Source organism: Qipengyuania aestuarii (genome assembly GCF_019711535.1).
GTDB classification, from domain to species: Bacteria; Pseudomonadota; Alphaproteobacteria; order Sphingomonadales; family Sphingomonadaceae; genus Qipengyuania; species Qipengyuania aestuarii.
In genome coordinates, this window is record NZ_JAIGNP010000001.1 from 606,109 (window position 1) to 627,534 (window position 21,426).

The 21,426-nt window shown below is 59.4% G+C and carries 19 protein-coding genes; 11 read left to right on the forward strand and 8 right to left on the reverse strand.

Annotated elements, in window-relative coordinates:
* Positions 1-214: 214 nt before the first annotated feature.
* On the forward strand, positions 215-448 hold the full coding sequence (locus K3175_RS03010; protein ID WP_221541873.1) for a hypothetical protein: 234 nt from the start codon (positions 215-217) through the stop codon (positions 446-448).
* Here K3175_RS03010 and K3175_RS03015 read toward each other — a convergent pair.
* Both K3175_RS03015 and K3175_RS03020 read right to left on the reverse strand, forming a co-directional pair.
* Positions 417-1,259 carry a CDP-alcohol phosphatidyltransferase family protein gene (locus K3175_RS03015; RefSeq protein WP_221541874.1) on the reverse strand — a complete coding sequence of 281 codons (843 nt, stop codon included), beginning with the start codon at positions 1,257-1,259 and terminating at the stop codon, positions 417-419. The two genes, K3175_RS03010 and K3175_RS03015, sit on opposite strands and share 32 nt — an antisense overlap.
* The gene (locus K3175_RS03020) at positions 1,256-2,005 is read right to left on the reverse strand and encodes a phosphatidylserine decarboxylase (protein ID WP_221541875.1); all 750 of its coding nucleotides are present in this window, start codon (positions 2,003-2,005) and stop codon (positions 1,256-1,258) included. Before K3175_RS03020 ends, K3175_RS03015 begins: the two co-directional genes overlap by 4 nt.
* A gap of 101 nt (positions 2,006-2,106) precedes the next feature.
* Between K3175_RS03020 and K3175_RS03025 the strand changes: the two genes are divergently transcribed.
* On the forward strand, positions 2,107-3,183 hold the full coding sequence (locus K3175_RS03025) for a phosphatase PAP2 family protein (protein ID WP_221541876.1): 1,077 nt from the start codon (positions 2,107-2,109) through the stop codon (positions 3,181-3,183).
* On the opposite strand, the gene K3175_RS03030 is transcribed toward K3175_RS03025, so the two are convergent.
* Both K3175_RS03030 and K3175_RS03035 read right to left on the reverse strand, forming a co-directional pair.
* Positions 3,144-4,286: a beta-ketoacyl-ACP synthase III gene (locus K3175_RS03030; protein WP_221541877.1), complete on the reverse strand. Its 1,143-nt coding sequence runs from the start codon at positions 4,284-4,286 to the stop codon at positions 3,144-3,146. The two genes, K3175_RS03025 and K3175_RS03030, sit on opposite strands and share 40 nt — an antisense overlap.
* Positions 4,287-4,323: 37 nt before the next feature.
* On the reverse strand, positions 4,324-5,613 hold the full coding sequence (locus K3175_RS03035; RefSeq protein WP_221541878.1) for an adenylosuccinate synthase: 1,290 nt from the start codon (positions 5,611-5,613) through the stop codon (positions 4,324-4,326).
* Positions 5,614-5,953: 340 nt separating this feature from the next.
* Between K3175_RS03035 and K3175_RS03040 the strand changes: the two genes are divergently transcribed.
* The 6 genes from K3175_RS03040 (at position 5,954) to K3175_RS03065 (ending at position 12,867) form a co-directional block, all read left to right on the forward strand.
* Positions 5,954-7,819: a DUF1800 domain-containing protein gene (locus K3175_RS03040; protein WP_221541879.1), complete on the forward strand. Its 1,866-nt coding sequence runs from the start codon at positions 5,954-5,956 to the stop codon at positions 7,817-7,819.
* An 11-nt stretch (positions 7,820-7,830) separates the two neighbouring features.
* Positions 7,831-9,255 (forward strand): DUF1501 domain-containing protein, encoded by a 1,425-nt coding sequence (locus K3175_RS03045; RefSeq protein WP_221541880.1) that lies wholly within the window; start codon positions 7,831-7,833, stop codon positions 9,253-9,255.
* A 97-nt stretch (positions 9,256-9,352) separates the two neighbouring features.
* Positions 9,353-10,168 (forward strand): aldo/keto reductase, encoded by an 816-nt coding sequence (locus K3175_RS03050; protein ID WP_221541881.1) that lies wholly within the window; start codon positions 9,353-9,355, stop codon positions 10,166-10,168.
* Positions 10,169-10,223: 55 nt separating this feature from the next.
* Positions 10,224-11,291, forward strand: a complete 1,068-nt coding sequence (locus K3175_RS03055; RefSeq protein ID WP_221541882.1) for a DUF5694 domain-containing protein — start codon at positions 10,224-10,226, stop codon at positions 11,289-11,291.
* A 33-nt stretch (positions 11,292-11,324) separates the two neighbouring features.
* Positions 11,325-12,269, forward strand: a complete 945-nt coding sequence (gene trhO, locus K3175_RS03060; RefSeq protein WP_221541883.1) for an oxygen-dependent tRNA uridine(34) hydroxylase TrhO — start codon at positions 11,325-11,327, stop codon at positions 12,267-12,269.
* Positions 12,262-12,867: a glutathione S-transferase gene (locus tag K3175_RS03065; RefSeq protein ID WP_221541884.1), complete on the forward strand. Its 606-nt coding sequence runs from the start codon at positions 12,262-12,264 to the stop codon at positions 12,865-12,867. Before trhO ends, K3175_RS03065 begins: the two co-directional genes overlap by 8 nt.
* Here K3175_RS03065 and K3175_RS03070 read toward each other — a convergent pair.
* The 3 genes from K3175_RS03070 to K3175_RS03080 all read right to left on the reverse strand — a co-directional run bounded on the left by K3175_RS03070 (position 12,864) and on the right by K3175_RS03080 (position 16,835).
* On the reverse strand, positions 12,864-13,976 hold the full coding sequence (locus tag K3175_RS03070) for an ATP phosphoribosyltransferase regulatory subunit (RefSeq protein WP_221541885.1): 1,113 nt from the start codon (positions 13,974-13,976) through the stop codon (positions 12,864-12,866). The two genes, K3175_RS03065 and K3175_RS03070, sit on opposite strands and share 4 nt — an antisense overlap.
* 28 nt (positions 13,977-14,004) lie before the next feature.
* Complete coding sequence (gene serA, locus K3175_RS03075; RefSeq protein ID WP_221541886.1) at positions 14,005-15,588, reverse strand: phosphoglycerate dehydrogenase; 1,584 nt, start codon at positions 15,586-15,588, stop codon at positions 14,005-14,007.
* Positions 15,589-15,677: 89 nt separating this feature from the next.
* Positions 15,678-16,835 (reverse strand): phosphoserine transaminase, encoded by a 1,158-nt coding sequence (locus K3175_RS03080; RefSeq protein ID WP_221541887.1) that lies wholly within the window; start codon positions 16,833-16,835, stop codon positions 15,678-15,680.
* Between the two features lie 244 nt (positions 16,836-17,079).
* Here K3175_RS03080 and K3175_RS03085 point away from each other — a divergent pair, with 244 nt between their 5' ends.
* The 3 genes from K3175_RS03085 to K3175_RS03095 are packed head-to-tail and all read left to right on the forward strand — an operon-like array spanning position 17,080 to position 20,480.
* Positions 17,080-18,252, forward strand: coding sequence for a glycosyltransferase family 4 protein (locus K3175_RS03085; RefSeq protein ID WP_221541888.1), 1,173 nt, complete (start codon positions 17,080-17,082; stop codon positions 18,250-18,252).
* A gap of 46 nt (positions 18,253-18,298) precedes the next feature.
* Complete coding sequence (locus tag K3175_RS03090; protein ID WP_221541889.1) at positions 18,299-19,621, forward strand: replication-associated recombination protein A; 1,323 nt, start codon at positions 18,299-18,301, stop codon at positions 19,619-19,621.
* Positions 19,608-20,480, forward strand: a complete 873-nt coding sequence (locus tag K3175_RS03095; RefSeq protein WP_221541890.1) for a hypothetical protein — start codon at positions 19,608-19,610, stop codon at positions 20,478-20,480. Before K3175_RS03090 ends, K3175_RS03095 begins: the two co-directional genes overlap by 14 nt.
* Here the strand turns inward: K3175_RS03095 and K3175_RS03100 are convergent.
* Positions 20,477-21,418, reverse strand: coding sequence for a glutaminase (locus K3175_RS03100; protein ID WP_221541891.1), 942 nt, complete (start codon positions 21,416-21,418; stop codon positions 20,477-20,479). The two genes, K3175_RS03095 and K3175_RS03100, sit on opposite strands and share 4 nt — an antisense overlap.
* Positions 21,419-21,426 lie beyond the last annotated feature (8 nt).

A 21,426-nucleotide genomic window follows, 5' to 3' on the forward strand; every position in this document is an offset into this window, starting at 1 on the left:
ACGGCGGTCACTTAGCGGGTAAGCGCCAAGAAATCCAGTCTCAATTGAACGCAGAAAAAGGCGCGGCCGTCGCAAAAGGAGGTTGACAGGACGGAACAAAAAGAGAACATATGGCTCATCGCCGGAACAGGCGGCTCAGCTTGAAGTTTTCCACTCAAGTCGGCCCGCTTGTCAACAGCCTTATGCACAGGCAGGCGGGAAGGAGATACTTGATATGGTTTCTGGTCTTTTGGTAATCCTTTTCGCCTTCGCGACCGTGGCGATTGCGTTTGTTTTGGCTGACAACGGGCTGCGGTGGTGGTCCGGTGCCCGTCTGCTGCGTCAGCGGATGAAGCAAGGCTATACCAGCACGGGCGTCGGCCCACGTGTATCGAGTTGTTCGCATGGTTTCGGGCGGCAGGTTCGCCCCTATCCGGTTATCCGTCAGACTGCGCGCCGCGCCGCTTGATCCGCGAGTAGCGCATCAGAGTGAAGGGAAGCAGCGCCAGATAACCAATCCCGATGGCGCTGAGTGTCCACCATGGTTCCACCAGCAGGGCAGCAAAAAGCAGACCGACAAAGGCTAACACCCACAAACGAATTCCTCGTCGTGGCCGCAGGGATGTCCAGCTTGGAGTGGCCATACTCGAGATCATCAACAGAGCGGTAGCGAGCAGCCAAGGGGCGACAAGCAAGGGCGACCGGAAAACATCGAGGTCCGTTGCCATCCACAGATAGAATGGCATGAAGGCCAAACCAGCCCCCATCGGCGCGGGCACCCCCGTCAAAAAGCCGAGCGATTTATGTGGCTGTTCTTCGACATCGATTTGTGCGTTGAAACGGGCCAGACGCAGAGCGCAGCAGATGGCTAGCGCCAAGGCGGCAAACCAGCCCCACCGCGGCTCGCTCGAAAGCGACCAAAGATAAACAATGATGGCAGGCGCTGTTCCGAAGCTAAGTGAATCGGCGAGGCTGTCCAGCTCTGCTCCGAAACGTGATTGGGCTTTCAACAAACGGGCAATACGTCCGTCCATCCCGTCGAGAATACCGGCAACAATAATCGCGACGGCCGCAGCCGCCCACTGTTCGGAAATTGCGAAACGGATACCTGTGAGGCCAGAACACAGCGCGGCAGCCGTGATGGCATTTGGCGCCATCGCCCTCAGAGAAAGACCTCGCGACCGCCCCATCACTGGCACTTCGTCTTCAGCGGCTTTCGGGCCCAAACGCGCATTTTCTTCGGGCAGATCGTGCCGCTTTGGATCGGATAGCAGGCTCATTGCGAAACTCCTTCAAGCAGGGGCTGGCTACCCACGGCGGCAATTACTGTTTCGCCCGCTACGACCTTTTGACCGAGCATGACGTAAGATCCGGTGCCCTGTGGCAAATACACATCAACGCGGCTACCAAAACGGATTAGCCCCACCCTCTGGCCAACGCCAAGCATGTCTCCGGGTTTCACGAAAGAGACGATCCGGCGCGCGACCAATCCGGCGATCTGTGTAAAGGCCACCTTCACTCCGTCGGATCTTTCGATAAGAACATGCTGGCGCTCATTGTCTTCGCTCGCCTTGTCGAGATCTGCGTTCAGGAATTTGCCGGGAACGTAGACCAGACGCCTCACGATACCGCCGATTGGAGTGCGGTTGATATGCACGTCGAATGGCGAGAGATAGATGGACACACGCGTCACGACACCCGGTAGCAGGCCAGCTTCTCCGCTGCTGTCTTCCACAACCAGTTCATGCGGCGGTTCGACCTGATCGATCTGAACCACGGTTCCATCGGCAGGTGCGATGATGAAACGGGCATCCTGCGGCACCACGCGTTGCGGGTCACGAAAAAATGCGAATACTGCAAGGCTCAGGAAAGCAAGCGGCCACGCGAGGGTTTCCCATGCAAACCAAGCACAAACGAGGGAGAGGGCAAGCGTGGCGAGACCAAACTTGCGTCCTTCGGGATGGATGCGCGGCACGCCGGAGTGGATTTCACCACGGCCTCGATTGTCCTGAAGGTCGGTCGCCATATCAGTTCCCCTAGGCGGCAAATTCGCAAGCGACAAGCGACAGCGCAAATGAGCCGGATCCCTTAGCAATTTCTTCACCAGCCTATGGTAAACACGCGGTTATGAGAGCGCTGAACGACATCGCACGCCGGTGGTGGGGCGAGATCCCTGTTTATCTTTTCGGCTTTGCCTGCAGCCTGCTGTGCCTGTTTCTCTGGTCAGCTTATGGCGTCGATTACGATGTGGGCGAGTCGTTCTCCAGCTTCACGCTCTTCTTCAGCTGCGGCATCATCTATTTCTTCGTCGACATCTGCTGGCGCCTCTTTCGCGATCGCCCGGCTCGTCCCCTGGCTTGGGCACGGCAGCGTTATTTCTCCATGAATTCGTTGCGCCTCGCTATCGCAAGCCTACCCGCAATCGCACTCTGCGCCACGATCATCCCGCTCTTCTCCAGCATGAAGTCGATGATTCCGATGTTTACCGAATATAGCTGGGATCCAACCTTTATCGCGTGGGATAGAGCGATCTTCTTCGGAACCGATCCATGGCGAGTTCTCCAACCGCTCTTCGGCTATCCGGCAGTCACCGCAGCGATGGCGTTCGCTTATCACATTTGGGTTATGTTCCTGTACCCGGGCGTGATCGTCATGGCTCTGCTACCGTCGATCTCCGACGACCTGCGACGCCGCTTCTTCTTGAGCTACGCCCTCGCCTGGTCGGTGGTTGGAGGCTTTCTCGCGACCTGCCTCGCCTCGGTAGGGCCGGCGTTCGCCGAGCCCCTGCTTGGCATCGATACCTTCACTGACCAGATGGACTACCTGCGCGCCGCGAATGAACAGGTCCGCGTGATGACCGTAAGCGTACAGGACATGCTGATCGCTCGCTTCCACGATCAGGAACGCAGTATCGGCAGCGGGATCACCGCGATGCCGTCCATGCACGTCGCTATCTCGGTTCTCTATTGGCTGGCAGCGCGCGAGATCTCACCCAAGGCCGGGCGCTTGTTCTTCTGGTTTATGGTAGTGATCTGGATCGGATCGGTTCACCTTGCCTACCACTACGCGCTCGACGGCCTCGTCTCACTAGTTGCGATATTTTGCATCTGGCGAGCCGTGCCGCTCGTCTTCCGTGCTTGGGACCGTCTTGCATTACCTTGGACTCAGCCCGCTTTGCGGACGAACACCGTTCCCGCGGAATAACCAGCGCCAAAGCTGCAAATCAGGCCAGTATCCTCAGCCTGCAGATCAGCTCTGTGCAGATGAAAAGCGATAATTGAGCCCGCGCTCGAGGTATTACCATACGAATCGAGTACCGTCGGGCTTTCATCTTCGCTGGCTTCGTGCCCCAGTACGCGGTGTGCGATCAGTCGGTTCATGCCTGCATTGGCCTGGTGCAGCCATAGGCGGCGAAGGCTTTGCGGATCGATCTTCAGTCGTTCGGCCTCTTCCACGATCATCTGCGCGACCATGGGGACGACTTCCTTGAAGACTTTCCGACCTTCTTGGACGAATAGCTTGTCGGCTCCTTCAGCTTCTTCCGGATAAGCACGGTTCAGGAAGCCAAAGTTGTTGCGAATGTTGTTCGAGAAAACCGTCTTGAGTTTTGTACCCAGGATATCCCAATGTTCAGCAGGCGCGAGCGCGGCATCTTCTACCAGGACTGCTGTGGCGACATCGCCGAAGATGAAATGGCTATCGCGATCGCGCCAGTTCAGGTGGCCGCTGGTGATCTCCGGGCTGACGACGAGCACGCTCTTCGCGTTGCCCGCGCGAATGTAATCAGCAGCGGTCTGAATGCCGAAAGTCGCTGAAGAGCACGCGACATTCATGTCGAAGCCGAAGCCATCTATACCCAGCGCTTGCTGGATTTCGATCGCCATAGCCGGATATGGCCGCTCCATATTCGAAGCAGCACAAAGTACCGCATCGACATCTTCAGCCTTGCGCCCTGCCCTCTCAAGAGCCTGACGCGCTGCCTTCACGCCAATTTCCGCAAGGATCGACAATTCATCGTTCGATCGTTGAGGCCATCGCGGAGACATGATGTCAGGATCCAGCACGGGCTGCTTCGCCATGACATGCCGCGCCTTTATGCCGCTGGCCTTCTCGATGAATTCCACCGAACTTTCGGTCAGGGCAGTGATTTCGCCGGCCTCGATAGAGTCGGAATGCTGCTGGTTGTAGCGACGAACATATTCGTTGAAGCTGGCGACCAGCTCTTCGTTCGAGATGCTGTCTTCTGGAGTAAACAACCCTGTCGCCGAGATCACCGGGCGCCCGGACATTTCAGTCATATCTGTCATAGTGCATGCCTAACTTCCGCACGTGCGGGCAGAAAGATCAATCCATGAATGGGTCGCGCATCAGGATCGTGTCGTCACGCTCGGGGCTGGTAGAAACCAGCGAGACAGGCGTTTCGATCAGCTCCTGAATACGCTGAACATATTTCACCGCGTTGGCCGGAAGGTCGGCGAAACTGCGCGCCCCAGCGGTCGACTCTTTCCAGCCTTCCATCGTTTCGTAGATCGGCTCTACTGCTGCCTGATCGGCAGCATGGCTGGGGAAATAGTCGTAAACTTGGCCGCGGAGTCGATAGCCGGTGCAGATTTTCACCTCATCGAGCCCATCAAGCACATCGATCTTGGTGAGCGCAATCCCGGTCACGCCACTGATCGAGCAGCTCTGGCGAACGATGACCGCATCGAACCACCCCACACGGCGCTGGCGTCCGGTGACGGTGCCGAATTCGTGGCCCCGCTCGCCCAGACGCTGGCCGATCTCGTCTTCCAGTTCGGTGGGGAAAGGGCCTGAGCCAACGCGCGTGGTATAGGCCTTTACGATACCCAATACATAGCCGGTCGAATTGGGGCCGAGGCCGCTGCCAGAGGCGGCGGTTCCGCTCACCGTATTGGAACTGGTAACGAAGGGATAGGTCCCATGATCGATATCGAGCAGCACGCCTTGCGCCCCCTCGAACAGTATCCGGGCTCCCGCCTTGCGGACTTTCTTCAGGCGCTTCCAGACCGGCTGCGCGAACTGAAGTACGAAGTCTGCGATTTCCCGCAGTTCATTGAGCAGCGCATCCCGGTCCACCGGAGCCTGATCGAAGCCAGCACGCAGCGCGTCGTGATGCGCGCATAAACGGTCGAGCTGGGGGCCGAGATCGTCAAGGTGGGCCAGATCGCATACCCGGATCGCACGGCGACCGACCTTGTCTTCATAAGCCGGGCCGATGCCGCGACCAGTGGTCCCGATCTTGCCCGTACCGGCAGCGGCTTCGCGCAACCCGTCGAGGTCGCGGTGGATTGGCAGGATGAGCGGGCAGTTATCAGCAAGCGCGAGATTGTCCGCGGTGATGGCAACACCCTGCCCCTCGAGCTTTTCAACTTCGGCTTTCAGGGCCCAGGGGTCGAGCACGACGCCGTTACCGATGATCGACAGCGTGCCCGACACGATACCCGAAGGCAGCAGCGACAATTTGTAAGTCGTTCCATCGATGACCAGCGTGTGTCCGGCGTTATGTCCGCCCTGAAAGCGGACCACGGCATCGGCGCGGCTGGCCAGCCAGTCGACGATCTTGCCTTTTCCCTCATCACCCCACTGAGCACCGATAACGGTTACGTTCGCCACGAAATTTCCTTCCTGCTGAGCGCGCCCCGCTTCGATTCCGGGCAGCGCGCGGCGATTAGGGCACCGCTACGCACAGGGCAAGCCTGTGCCCTTCAGACGGAAGCGATCCATTTTTGCCAGCGGGGAAAATATGAATTTGCTGACCTGAAATTAACCTACGCCCCGGGAAAAGAAACCACCCAACATCCAGCATATTCTGAATATAACTAAGCATAAACTCTTAATAAAATGCTTTATCTTGCGTTAAACAGGTTCTTTTATACAAATTCTACCCTGCCGAGCCAGACTGGCTATCGGATCGAGCGCTTTGGATCGGCGCTCTCAACGGACGGGGATAAACATGCTCGACGATATTACGCTCGACCCGACGGGGGCAAGTGCGCCCGAAAGCGAGGCCTCTCCAACATCAGCAGATACCGAAACAAGGCAGGCCTCGATTGGCGGTACAATCGGCAAATCCGCTGCCATTGGCGCTTTGGCCGTCAACCTTGCCGCTTGCGGCGGAGCGAGTGCGGATGGTGCAGGTGGAGGCAGCGCAACATCTGGCGGAGGCGCGACGGGAAGCGTCAAGCAAGACGAAAGAAAGCCTGAAACCGATGCGCAGGCCGCGCGCTTTGCGCTTCATGCGTCGCTTTCGGTATCCTCACAGGACATTTCCGACCTGAAACAGATCGGTTACGAGCCGTGGCTGGACCGTCAAATGGATGCAACCAATGCACAGTCGGCGGCGGAATTCTTCGAATCGCGCGGGTTCAACCGGATCGATGCGAATAGTTACTACTCCCGCACCCAGCCCGCCGATGCGATGATCTGGAACCAGCTGATGGCTGGTGGCAGCGGGGTCCGCAAACGGATCGCCCTTGCCCTTTCGGAATTTTTTGTAGTCTCTCTCAATTCGGTCGATAGCCTGATCTGGCGAAGCCAGGGCATGGGCGCCTATTGGGATATGCTCAACGACCGTGCTTTCGGCAATTTCCGCGATCTGCTGGAGGATGTCTCGTTGGCGCCGGTGATGGGCGTTTATCTCAACACCCGCGGTAACCGGAAGGCCGATGCCCGGACCGGACGCGTACCGGATGAAAACTTTGGCCGCGAGATCATGCAGCTGTTCTCCATCGGCCTGCACGATCTGAATATCGACGGCACAGACAGATTAAATGGTTCCGGCCAGCCGATAGAGACTTACGACAATGAGGATGTGACCGGCATCGCCAAAGTCTTCACCGGCTACGATCTCGATTTCTCCGAAACCACGATGCACCCTCACCCATCTGGCAGTAATTGGCAGATACCCGACCCTGACGTAGCTATGCGTCCGATGACAGCAGACGCCGGCAAATGGCGCTATCCCCGCAGCGAAAGCTTTCATTCGCCGGAAGAAAAAAGCTTCCTCGGCACAACGATTCCGGCTGGGACCGGTCCTGCCGAAAGCCTGGCGATCGCACTCGATACGCTGTTTAATCATCCAAATGTCGGTCCATTCTTCGGCAAGCAGATGATCCAGCGTCTGGTCACTAGCAACCCGAGCCCGGCGTACGTCACGCGTGTGGCACAGACTTTCAACGATGATGGAACCGGGAAGCGCGGGAATCTGCGCGCGGTCTTCAAGGCGATCCTTCTCGATGATGAGGCGCTGTCCGACAGCGGCCTGTCGGATCCGCGCTTCGGAAAGCTGCGCGAGCCGATGCTGCGCTACATCCAGTGGGCGCGCACGGTTGGCGTACAATCGGCAAGCGGCAAATGGGATATCGGGAGCACGGACTCCAGCACCTATGGTCTGGCGCAATCGCCGCTCCGCTCGCCTTCCGTGTTCAACTATTTTCGACCGGCTTATTTCTCCACCAATTCGCAAGCTGCCGCCAACGACATGGTCGCGCCGGAATTCCAGCTGGTGAACGAAACCACGGTCGCAGCCTACCTTAACTTCATGCAGCAGACCATTCGCGGCAAAGGTTCGCGCTCCAACGATGTGAAGCCATTGTATTCGGCAGAAGTTGCCATTGCGCATGATCGGTCAGCGCTGCTCGACAGGCTCGATTTGTTGCTGACTGGAAATCAACTGATGGCGGCAACTCGCAGCGAAATCCTCACGGTGCTCGAGGGGATCGACGTGACCCAGGCAAGTCCTGAACAGGACAAGCTAAACATGATCTACATCGCCGTCATGCTCGTGATGGCGTCCTACGATTACCTGATCCAGCGCTGAGGAGACGAGACATGTTCATCGGAAATCTTCCCGAAGTTTCGCGTCGCGCCTTCCTGCGCCGCTCGGCCCAATTGGCATCGCTAGGGGCCGCATCCAGCTATGCGCTCGGCCTTGCGGGGATCGGCGAAGCAGCTGCCTTTGATTCGAGCGATGGGTACAAGGCGCTGGTGTGCGTCTTCCTTCTCGGCGGCAATGATCACAACAACACGCTGATCCCCTTCGACCCGGCCAATTACGGCAGGTACCGTGCGATCCGGGGGCTTGCATCCGACGGTACAGGCGTGGGCCTCGACCGGTCGCAGCTTTCTTCGACCGTTCTTGCCCCGCCGGACGATCAGCAACTGACCGACGACATCCTGTATGCTCTTGCTCCGACGATGCCGCACCTCAAGGCGCGCTTCGACGCCGGCCATATGACGCCATTGCTCAATGTCGGCCCTCTCGTCGCGCCGCTGACCCGCGCCGAATATGAAAGCAGCAATCATGTGCGCTATCCGCGACCGGCAAAGCTCTTTTCGCACAATGATCAGCAATCGACCTGGCAGTCCAGCCTTCCCGAAGGTGCGCAAAGTGGCTGGGGCGGCCGGATGGCGGATCTGGCGCAGTCCCACAACACCAACGCCATGTTCACCGGCATAAATGCCTCGGGGAACACCGTATTCCTGTCAGGCGAAACATCGGCTCCCTATCAGGTAAACGGAACCGGCGCGATCAAGATAGCAGGCTATGGTGGCTGGTTGCTGGGCTCTCGTGCGGCCGGATCCGCGCTCGAGACGATCCTCGGCCAGCACAATGGCAGCATTTTGGCGAACGACTATGCGCATATGACCGCACGTTCGATACAGTATGGCGAATTCGTCAACAATGCACTCGGCAGTGTCAGCCTGAATACTCAATTCGATGGCGGTAATGGCCTCGCCAAACAGCTCGAGCTGGTCGCCCGGCTGATCGGCGGACGGGGCTCGCTCGGCGTGAAGCGTCAGGTGTTCATGGTTTCGATGGGCGGTTTCGACACTCACGATGGACTGCCTGGAAAGCACCCAGGCCTGCTCGCCGCGCTGGATGGGGCGCTGAATTCCTTTTATCAGGCCACTGCAGAATTGGGGGTCGCCGACAAGGTCACAACGTTCACCGCCTCGGACTTCGGCCGCACCCTAACCTCGAATGGTGACGGTTCCGACCATGGCTGGGGCAGCCACCACTTCATCATGGGCGGCGCGGTCAATGGCGGCAGGTTCTATGGCACCGCCCCCCACATCTCGACTGACACCGACGACCAGGTCAAGCAGGGACGCCTCTTGCCCAGTACGTCGGTCGACCAATATTCCGCGACGCTGGCCAAATGGTTCGGGGTCAGTCCGGGCGAGATGCCGAGTGTTGCGCCGAATATCGGGCGGTTTGCCACTCCCGACCTGGGTTTCATGACCACTCAGTAAGCGCGCCAGTCACCGGTCGGCGCAGATATCACACGGACGGAATACGTCTTTCGGAAACTTCCGCTCGCTCTTCCATTGATCGGGCAAAGGAGATTTTATGAAAGACTATCCCACTCTCGACCTGAACGATGGCCGCCGAATCCCGCAGTTGGGGTTCGGCACATATAAATTGTCAGAGGAAGACGCGCCCAAATCGGTTTCGACCGCGATCGACGTTGGGTATTGGCTGGTCGATACAGCCGCGGTTTACGAAAACGAAAAGGGCGTGGGAAAAGGCGTTGGAGAATGGTCCGACATCTTTCTGCAGACCAAGGTCTGGAACGAAAGCCAGGGCTTCGATCGCGCTAAGCGTGCGGCGGAAAAATGTCTTGAACGCCTGGGCCGCGACCATGTCGACATGCTGCTCATCCATTGGCCTTGCCCTGAGAAGAACGAGTTCGTGGACACGTGGAAGGCGTTCATCGAACTGCGCGAGGAAGGTAAAGCAAAGTCGATCGGTGTATCAAACTTCCGCGAAGAGGATCTTCGCCGCATCATCGACGAGACCGGCGTGGCACCTGCTTTGAACCAGATTGAGCTTCACCCAACCTTCCAACAGCGCGAACTGCGCAAAGTTCACCAGGAATTGGGCATTGTGACGCAAAGCTGGTCGCCGCTCGGTCAGGGCGAAGGTCTTTCGAACGACACCATCGCAGCGATCGCCGAAGAAACCGGCCAGCCGGCCAGTGCCGTCATTCTGAGCTGGCATCTGCAGCACGGGCTGTGCCCCATTCCCAAGGCTACCAGCCGCGATCATATCGAGGCCAATTTCAAGGCGCTCTCGTTCGAATTGACCGAAGACCAGATGTCGAGAATTGATGCTCTGGACGATCCCGACGGAAGGATGGGGCCGCATCCCGCCGAACTTAATTGATATTGACCGTATTAGGTCGTCATGACACCGAGGCAGCTCTGAAAGGAGTTGCCTCTTGTCGTATCTGCTTTCCCTTATCGCCGCAGCCAGCCTCGCTTCTTCCGTCGCGCCTCTCGATCCAGTCGATGTAGTCGACGACGCGGCGCGGCAACGTGGCGATCGGAGCGAAGTGCTCGTGCTCGGCACAGCACATCTCAGCGGCCTGCCCGCCGACTACGATCGAGAGGTATTCGATCCGCTGCTCGAACGCCTGCAAGAGTGGGCACCGGAAGCGATCGCCAATGAGGCGCTTTCGGGGCCGCAATGCGATTATCTTCGCGCACATTTTTTTGCTTACGAGGGCACGGCTGACGAATATTGCCCCGATCCGACGCCAGCACGCTTGGCCCTGGGCCTAACCGGCGCGCAGGCGGAACAGGAAGTCGAGGCTCTGCTTGCGGCACCGATGGCAGAACGAACGCCCGGCCAGCGGCGTCGCCTGGCCGCTCTGTTCCTCGCCATGGGCGAACCGACATCGGCGCTGGTCCAGTGGCACAGGCTCGCGGAGACAGAGCGCCGCGCGGACGAGCATCTCACTCCTTTCCTCGTGGAGATACTCCAGCGCCGGGGGCAGGGTCGCGACGAAGACAGCATCATCGCCTCAAGGCTCGCAGCCCGTCTTGGGCTGGAGCGGGTGTATCCGGTCGATGATCACACTGGAGATCGTGCCTCTGGAATCTCCGATGACAATATCTTCGGAGCCGAGATAGCGGAGATTTGGGACAATGACGCGGTAAAGCGCTTGCTGGAAAGAAGCGAGCGATCGCAGCACGCCTTCCTCGAAAGCGGCGATGTCCTGGCCTGGTATCGCGCAATCAATGATCCTTCACAAATGTCAGATACGATGGCCGGAGATTTCGGCGCTGCTGCAGGCTCGAAGCTCCCGGGCAACACAGGTCGGCGGTATCTGGCATATTGGGAAACCCGCAACCTGCGGATGGTAGGAAATCTTCGCGAGGTGATCGGGCCCGGGCGCCGGGTTCTGGCGATCGTCGGCGCGTCTCATGTGCCTTACTATCACCGTTACCTTGGCATGATGAGCGATGTCGAACTGGCTGACCTGACAAAAGTGCTCGACGATTGATCGTCTGGCGGTGTGCCTGCTAAAGGGCCCGCCGTGATCGACCAGCCCCCCATCCGCATCGCCGCGCTCTACCACTTTACGCGCTTCGAAGATCCGGCGTCCCTGCGACCCGGCCTGCTCGCCTGCGCAGAAAGAAACGATGTACGCGGCACCCTGCTGCTCGCCTCGGAAGGCATCAACGGAACAATAGCCGGCAGCGATGCGGGCATTACATCGGTGCTCGATTACATTCGTGCCCTTCCGGGCTGCGCCGATTTCGAGTGGAAGGAATCGCGAGCGGCCAAAATGCCCTTCCACCGGACCAAGGTGCGCCTGAAGAAAGAAATCGTCACCATGGGCCAGCCCGGCCTGGACCCACTCGACGGCGTGGGTACCTATGTCGATCCGCAGGACTGGAACGCGCTCATATCGGATCCGGACACCATCCTGATAGACACCCGCAACGACTATGAGGTAAAAATAGGAACTTTCGAGGGCGCGATTGATCCTCAAACCAGCTCCTTCCGTGAGTTTCCCGAGTGGTTCCGTACCCGGCGGGAAGAATTCGAAGCCGAAGGCCGAACGCCGAAGATCGCCATGTTCTGCACGGGAGGTATCCGCTGCGAGAAATCCACCGCGTTCTTGAAGAGCGAAGGGCTGGACGAGGTGTTTCACCTGAAGGGCGGTATTCTCAAATATCTGGAAGAAGTCCCTGAGAGCGATAGCCGCTGGCAGGGAGAATGCTTCGTGTTCGACGAGCGCGTCAGCGTGAAGCATGGGCTGGAAGTCGGCAGCCATAGCCTCTGCCGCGCCTGTCGCCGCCCGCTTTCCGAGGCAGACCTGACCCATCAACATTTTGAGACCGGTGTTTCGTGTCACCAATGCCACGGAGAGCGCACCGAAGAGCAGCGCGCGCGCTACCGAGAACGGCATCGGCAGGCTAGCCTCGCAAGGGCGCGCGGAGCAGAGCACATCGGTCGTCCTGAAGACCATGACTGAAGCTATACTCTACAGCTTTCGCCGCTGTCCTTACGCGATGCGAGCCCGAATGGCGCTACACGTCAGCGGCCTCGCCTATGAGCATCGCGAGGTCGTCCTGCGCGACAAGCCGCCCGAGATGCTCGAGGTTTCGCCGAAGGGCACCGTGCCGGTCTTCGTTGATGCAGAAGCGGGCGTGCTGGAGGAAAGCCTCGACATCATGCGCTGGGCACTTCGCCATCGCGATCCGGAGAATTGGCTGAAACGGCAGGACGACGAACTACTCGCCGCCAATGACGGGCCCTTCAAGCACCATCTCGACCGCTACAAATATTCGACGCGCTACGACGGTGTGGACCCGGAAGAACACGGCGCCAAGGCTGTCGAGCACCTGCGCGTCTTGGAAGAGCGGCTGACTATGGCGCCCTATCTTTGCGGCGAGATACGCGGCTTTACCGACATCGCCGTCTTTCCCTTCGTCCGGCAATTTGTGAATGCCGACAAGGCCTGGTTTGCCGCACAGCAACTCGAAGGGGTCACTGCCTGGCTCAAGAGCCTGACTGGCTCGGACCTGTTTACGGTCGTCATGGCCAAACACGAGCAATGGAAAGCTGGCTAGAGCGCCATCGGCTCGCCGCCTTGTAAAATATGTGTGCAGCCTAGCGACGCAGGCTCATCGCTTTCCGCATTGGCCGCGATGGTGCGCCACCCTTCTGCACGCAAATGCAGGGCTTGATTGCGATCATGATCCAAAGGCAGGAAGATCGTCTTGCGGGCTTCAGTATTATCGGTGCCAAGTACCTCGAGAAGCGGCTCCATGTACAACGAGAAGCCGGTAGCCGCTTCATCAGTCCCCTTGATGGCATAAGTACCGCCTCGGCCAAGCGCGCCGCGCGCGCCGGTGGCATGGACTGTAAAGCCAAACCAGCTTTGGTACTCGAAACCATGGCGTTCGGATGGATCGAGTGTCAGGCGTACCCGGCCGCGCAGCGCCGCCGCCACTTCGCGCAAGGCGGCAATGCGGCTCGCCAGAACGCCGCCTGCATCGATTGCAGCAAGCTTCTCGACAGCTTGGTCAAAAGGGCCGGTCGCATAAAGAAGCGGCAGATACGCATCGCCCCCAGCTGCTTTCAGGGCGCCTGCGTCCTTCATGTCGAGCTCGCGCCTCACTGCCTCGCGCTTGTCTGCGGGAAGTGGAAGAGCCTCTTCGGCGAGCGTGTCGACGAGATCGGGCAGCGTCAAATCGACCGAAAGGCCAGTAATACCGGCCGCTTCAAGGGCATCCAACGCGACAGTCACAGCCTCGATAGCGGCAGCTACGTTATCACGCCCGATCAATTCAGCGCCAAGCTGAAGCCGCTGGCGGGCCGGATCGAGTTGGTCGGCTTTCAGCAAGGCCACATCTCCGGCATAACAGAGGCGCAAGGGACGCGGCGCGTCGGCTAGGCCGGTAGCAGCAATACGCCCCACCTGCACCGTCATGTCGCCGCGCAGAGCTAGCGTTAGCAAACTCTCTGGGTCAGTGAAACGGACCATCCGGCGCGTAGCCACGCCTTCCATCCGTCCCGCGAGTGATTGCTCGAATTCGATCAACGGCGGGCGCACGCGGTCGTAGCCGTGGCTGTCCATCGCCTGCAGCACATCGCGCATGGCGCGGGTGATGGTGGCGGCTCGCGCGGGCAGCGCATCTTCAAGGCCGATGGGCAGGAGATCGTCTGGCTTGGTCATAGCGCCGCGTCCCCTGCCCTATCACCGGTTAGAATGCCAGTGGCATTACCGTCTTCACGCCTTCCAGCGCGCAGGCTTTCTTCACGACCTCATTCGGGATCGGCTGATCGACGCTGAGGAGCAGCACCGCTTCCCCGCCTGCGGCACGGCGTCCCAGGTTGAAAGTACCGATATTGATGCCGTTCTCCCCCAAAAGCGAACCGATCCGGCCGATGAAGCCTGGTGCGTCCTCATTGACGATATAGAGCATGTGACCGTCGAGTTCGGCTTCGATACGAACGCCGAAAATTTCGGTCAGGCGCGGCGCATCTGCACCGAACAGCGTACCGGACACTGAACGGTCGCCGCTTTCCGTACCGACTGTGACGCGCAGAAGCGTGTTATAGGCGCCCTCTTTTTCGTGACGGATCGAACGGATGTCGAGACCGCGTTCCTTGGCGAGATAGGGCGCATTGACCATATTTACCGTGTCGGAATATTGGCGCATCAATCCAGCCAGTACAGCACCCTCAATCGGTTTGCCCGAAAGTTCTGCTGCCGCACCTTCGCGCTCAATGGAAATCTTGGTCAAATTGCCGTGCGCGAGTTGGCCCACGAGGCTGCCTAGGTTTTCGGCTAGTCCCATATAGGGGCGAAGCTTGGGTGCTTCTTCTGCACTTAGCGACGGCATGTTAAGCGCATTCGTTACGCCGCCGTTGACGAGGTAGTCTGCCAGTTGCTCGGCCACCTGTAGCGCGACATTGACCTGCGCTTCGGTCGTGCTGGCGCCAAGATGCGGGGTGCAAATGAAATTGGGCTTGCCGAACAAGGGTGAATCCTTCGCCGGTTCGCTTTGAAACACGTCCAGCGCCGCGCCTGCCACCTGTCCGCTGTCGAGCGCTTCGGCCAAAGCCTCTTCAACGATCAGACCACCACGCGCGCAATTCACGATACGCACGCCCCTCTTCGTCTTCGCGAGGTTTTCTTTCGAGAGTATGTTGCGCGTCTCATCGGTCAGCGGGGTGTGCAACGTGATAAAATCGGCGCGGCCCAGCAGTGTGTCGAGATCAACCTTCTCAACCCCGATCTCCAATGCGCGTTCTGCGGTCAGGAACGGATCGAAGGCTATAACCTTCATCTTGAGGCCTTGCGCACGGGAGGCAACAATCGAACCAATGTTTCCCGCGCCGATCAAGCCAAGTGTCTTGCCGGTAACCTCTACACCCATGAAATCGTTCTTGGGCCATTCACCCGCCTGCGTGCGGCGGTCGGCCTGCGGAATCTGGCGGGCGAGCGCCATAATCATCGCAATCGCGTGTTCGGCCGTCGTGATGGAGTTGCCGAAGGGGGTATTCATCACCACCACGCCCTTGCCGCTGGCATAGGGTATATCGACATTGTCGACGCCAATGCCGGCGCGGCCGATGACCTTGAGATTGGTCGCCGCGTCGAGAATTTCGGGCGTTACCTTGGTCGAGGAACGGATGGCGAGGCCATCGTATTCGCCGATGCGGGCTTTCAGTTCTTCGGGCGTTTCGCCGGTGATGACATCAACGTCGCACCCGCGCTCTTCGAAGATCTTTGCGGCGTTCGGGTCCATCTTGTCGCTGATGAGGACTTTGGGTTTGCTCATGACGGAAAATTCCTGTCGTTTTCCCGACGCGTCGTCGGGCAATAATAGGGGGGGAAGGCGGCGGCCCGACATGGGGGCCGCCAACCGGATCAGCCGTTCTTGACCTGCTCGTAAGCCCACTCGATCCACGGCAGGAGACGCTTCAAATCTTCCTGTTCGACCGTGCCGCCGCACCAGATGCGCAGTGACGGCGGGGCGTCTCGATAGCCGTTGAAGTCATAGCCGACATCGCGCTCCTCGAGGAGCTTGACGATTTTCTTCGGCACGCCTGCCTTATCCTCGTCGGAAAGGCTGTCGTACCAGTCGCCCTGGAAGACGAAGCACACGCCGGTATTCGTCTGCTTGGCCGGGTCGGAGACCATGTTGCGCAGCCAGGGCGTAGCTTCGATCCAGTCTTTCACGATCTTCGCGTTGGCGTCGGCACGCTCAAACATTGCCTTGCGGCCACCCATCGCCTGCGCCCATTCGAGCGCTTCGATGTAGTCTTCGGTGGCGAGCATGGAGGGGGTGTTGATCGTCGCGCCTTCGAAAATCCCGGTATTGATCTTGCCGCCCTTCTTCAGACGGAAGAGCTTGGGTAGCGGCCATTCGGGATCGTATTCCTCGATCCGCTGGACAGCCTTGGGCGACAGGATCAGCATGCCGTGCTGGGCTTCGCTGCCCATCACCTTCTGCCAGCTGTAGGTCGTGGCATCGAGCTTTGCCCAATCCATCTCCATCGCAAAAACGGCGCTGGTCGCATCGTTGATCGTGACGCCTTCGCGGCCCGTAGCTAGCCACTCGGTGTTTGGGATCTTCGCGCCGCTGGTTGTGCCATTCCAGGTGAAGACGACGTCGTTGTCCTGCGGGATCGAAGCAAGGTCCGGAATTTCACCGTAATCGGCGTCGAGCGTGGTAAGCTTTGGCAGCTTGAGCTGCTTAACAGCGTCCTGAATCCATACATTCCCGAAACTTTCCCACGCCGCGACGGTGGCCGGACGATCGGGGCGCAGCATCGTCCACATTGCGCATTCCAGCGCGCCGGTATCCGATGCCGGCATAATGCCAACGAGGTAATCCTCTGGCACGCCGAGCATTTCTTTCGACAGGTCAATGGCATATTTCAGCCGCGACTTGCCGAGGGCGCTGCGGTGCGAGCGGCCGAGCGATTCGGTTTTGAGATTGGCGGCAGACCAGCCCTTGTGCTTGGCGGTCGGCCCGGACGAGAAAAAGGGGCGCTCTGGCTTGAGCGTCGGTTCAGCAGTCATGTATTCTCTCCTTGCAGAGAGCACGCGCGGCGTTGGGACCGCGTGGCCCGCTGGCGGCAATAAAGTTGCTTGTCTGGGAGTCAATCTGAAATAGGTATGCACCCCGAAAGCTTCGGTTCGCTCTCTAAAGTGCTGAACCGCCCTTGTCGTTCCTCGGGCGCGATAGGCTGGTCCTGTCAGAAGATGGCTGGTGCACGCACGCTAACCCTCGCCAAACGACACAGCTTTTCCTATGTCGCGCCCGATGGAAGCCAAAGACCTTCGTATCGCGCTGTTCAGCGGAAACTACAATTACACCCGCGACGGTTGCAACCAGGCACTGAACCGCTTGGCCGATTACGTTCTGCGACAGGGCGCGGCGCTGCGGGTCTATGCACCGGTCGTCGAGAACCCCGATTTTCCGCCTACGGGCGACCTCGTGAATGTACCTAACATGCGCATGCCGGTGAAAAACCGGGGCGAATACCGGCTCACTCTAGGCCTTGGCAGCGATGTTCGAAAAGATCTCGAAGCATTCCGGCCCAATCTCGTCCATGTCTCAGCGCCGGATCCGACCGGGCATGCCGCCGTCAAATGGGCGCGCGATAACGACGTCCCGATCCTTGCAAGCGTCCACACAAGATTTGAAACCTATCCCCGCTATTACGGGCTCGGCTTTCTCGAACCGGCGGTAGAGGCCTTGCTCCGCCGCTTCTACCACCGCACCGACGCCCTCGTAGCTCCTTCACAGAGCCAGATCGACGAACTCAAAGCGCAAGGCATGCACCACGATATCTCGATCTGGTCGCGAGGTGTCGATCGGGATGTTTTCGATCCATCGAAGCGCGACCTGCAATGGCGCCGCGAAAACGGACTCGCTGACGACGATGTCGCCATCGTCTTCCTCGGACGTCTGGTGATGGAAAAAGGGCTCGACGTGTTCGCTGATACGATTGTCGAACTGCGCAAGCGCCAAGTCCCGCATAAAGTGCTCGTGATCGGTGACGGTCCAGCTCGCGGATGGTTCGAAAGGGCGTTACCCGGCGGTACTTTCGTCGGTTTCCAGACCGGCAAGGATCTCGGCCGCGCGTTGGCCAGCGGCGATATCTTCTTCAATCCGTCGATTACGGAGACATTTGGCAACGTAACGCTTGAAGCCATGGCTTGCGGTTTGCCCGTCGTTGCTGCCGGTGCGACAGGTGCAGCGAGCCTAGTGCACGATGGTGAGACCGGGCAGCTTGTCCCGCCAAGCAAGACCGACGCCTTCTCCAAAGGCTGTGCCGAAGCCCTCGCAGCTTATTGTACCGACGACAATTTGCGTCTCGCCCACGGCGCTGCGGGTGAAAGCGCTGCACGTGCCTATAGCTGGGATACAATCAATCAGGCGGTGGTCGACACCTATTTGCGGCTTCATCACCAGCGCGGCCGAGCCACCTGAGGACGGCGGGTGGCAATCTGCGGCCGAGTGATTAGGTAGGCTCGCGATGGCCGACCTATTTCCCGAAGACCTTCCGCAAGAACGAAAATCCGGCGAAGTGCGCGAAGATGCGCCGCTGGCAGACAGGCTGCGTCCCGCCTCGCTTTCCGAGGTCATCGGGCAGGATCATCTGACGGGCCCCGAAGGTGCAATCGGACGAATGGTGGCGGCAGGCCGTTTGTCCAGCATGATCCTTTGGGGGCCGCCTGGGACAGGGAAGACCACCATCGCGCGTTTGCTGGCAGATAGCGTCGGCATGCGCTTCGAAAGCGTCTCTGCGGTATTCAGCGGCGTAGCGGACCTCAAGAAGGCCTTCGCCGCTGCCGACAAAGCGGCGGAAGCCGGCCAGCGTACACTGCTTTTCGTAGATGAGATCCACCGATTCAACCGCGCGCAGCAGGACGGCTTCCTGCCTTTCGTCGAGCGCGGCACGGTCACGTTGGTCGGCGCGACGACCGAAAATCCCAGCTTCGCGCTCAATGCCGCACTGCTGAGCAGAGCTCAGGTGCTGATTCTGCAGCGGCTCGACCGAGAGGCGCTGGGTCAGTTGCTCGATCGTGCAGAGGAACTCGAGGGCCCCCTCCCCCTTACTGCGGAGGCACGCGATGCACTGGTGGCGAGCGCGGACGGGGATGGCCGGTTTCTCCTCAATCAAGCCGAAACGCTCTACAATGCGAAGATCGCCGAACCGCTCGACCCGGCTGCACTGGGCAAGTTCCTCCAGCGCCGCGTCGCTGTCTATGACAAGGACCGTGAAGGGCATTACAACCTCATCTCGGCACTTCACAAAGCCGTGCGAGGCAGCGATGTTCAGGCGAGCCTTTACTACCTCGCCCGTATGCTGACCGCGGGCGAAGAGCCGCGGTTCCTTGCCCGCCGCCTCGTTCGCATGGCAGTGGAGGACATCGGCATGGCCGACCCGCAGGCGCTGGTGCAATGCATGGCCGCCAAGGACGCTTATGAATTTCTCGGCAGTCCCGAAGGCGAACTCGCGCTGGTACAGGCCTGCACCTATCTGGCCACCGCCCCTAAATCGAACGCGGTCTACAAGGCACAGAAATCCTCTTTCAAATCAGCGAAGGAGACCGGCAGCCTGATGCCGCCGCAAAACATCCTCAACGCGCCGACAAGGCTGATGAAGGACATCGGATACGGCGCAGGCTACAATTACGATCACAATGCCGAGGAAGGTTTTTCGGGCGACAATTACTGGCCCGACGATATGGAAGCGCAAAGCTATTACGAGCCCGTCGAACGCGGTTTCGAGCGCGAGGTAAAGAAGCGGCTCGATTATTGGGACAAACTCAGGCGAGACCGTGCGCAGGTTTGAGAACTTTCTCGCCATCGACTGGTCGGGCGCGAAGGGCAAAAAGCAGAAAGGCATCGCTCTGGCGCTGGCAGATGCGAGCGGAGGTTCGCCGGTTTTAGTCGAGCACCGATGGTCACGCGAAGAGGTCCTCGCCGTGTTGCGCGATGACTTACCTGGCAATACGCTGGTCGGGCTCGACCTCGGCATCGGTTTGCCCCATGCGGATTGCGGTGCCTATTTCCCGGGGCTTCCCGAGTCTCCTGCCGACGCTCCCGCCCTTTGGCAGTTCATCGATGATCTGGCGCAGGACGAACCAAATCTCGGGGCCAACACCTTTGTGGGCGATTCAAGCGTGCGTCCATATTTTCGCGACGGTATCGAAACAGGCGTGCGATTTCGGTGCGACCGGGCCGAACACGGGCGCGGACGTTTTCGGGTCACGGAGCAGGCTCAGGCAGCGATGGGATGCAAACCCTACTCCAATTTCAACCTCGTCGGCGCAGCGCAAGTGGGCAAATCCAGTCTCACTGGCATGCGTATGCTTCATCACCTTCGCGGAAGTTTGCCGGTCTGGCCGATCGATCCATTCCCGGAAACAGGGTCTGTCGTGGTAGAGATTTATACCAGCCTCGCCGCGCTGGAAGCAGGCCGCAGCGCGGCCAAGGCAAAGATGCGCAGTTATGAGGCGTTGAATGACGCACTTGCGACGCTCGGATCCCCTCCTGTCCAGGACACTGGCGAAGTGGACGATCATACGACCGATGCCTTGCTGACGGCCGCATGGTTGCGCGCAGTCGCGCATGAGCCTGAACGGTGGGATCCTGCCGGTCTCACGCCCGCCATCGCCCGCACCGAAGGCTGGACCTTCGGTGCTCTCTAGATTTCAGGTAGCTGCCCGCTGAATACCGACCAACCGGTTCGCATCGCGATGCGCGCCAGGGCCTTGGCGCCGAGCACGCTGGTACCTGACCTTCCCAGCCCGGGTGACCAGACCGCAATCGCTGCCCTGCCCGGCACGCTCGCTAGAATGCCTCCGCCGACGCCCGACTTGCCGCAAAAGCCGACCTCGAAGGCGAACTGACCCGAATTGTCGTAGTGCCCGCACATCAGCATCAGCGCGTTAATGCGCCGCGCACGGCTCGCGCCGCACATCTGCTGGCCCGTGACCGGGTCTGTGCCATCAAATGCCAGAAAAAGTGCTGCTTCGGCCAGTTGGCGGCAACTCAGTCTCAGCGCGCACTGCCGAAAGTAGACTGACAAGACATCTTCGACCGGGTTGTAGAGCCGTCCGAAGTCTTCAAGGAAATAAGCAAGACTGCGATTGCGCGAACCCGTCTCGCTCTCGCTGCGGGCTACTTCCGCATCGAAGTCGATCGTCTCATCGCGCGCCATGCGCCGCAGCCTCACCAGAAGATCGGCGACCGCCTCGTCCGGCGAACTATCGCCGATGAAACGATCAGTCGTTACAATCGCACCCGAATTGATGAAGGGATTACGAGGTATGCCCTTCTCGCGCTCTAGCTGTACGATGGAGTTGAAGGCGTTGCCCGACGGTTCACGTCCGACAGCGTCCCATAAAGCGGGACCTTCCCGCTCAAGCGCCAATGCAAGGGCATAGACCTTCGATATCGACTGGATCGAGAACGATTCGTCCGCATCGCCTGCACAGAAAACCCTGCCGTCGGGCGTAGCCAGCGCGATCCCGAACTTTCTCGGATCGACCAGAGCTAGGGCGGGAATGTAGCGGGCTGGATTGCCGCTGCCCCGCTCGTCGGCCAACTCATTCCAGGTTTCAGTGACAATCGCGCTCAGATTCATGGGGCGGC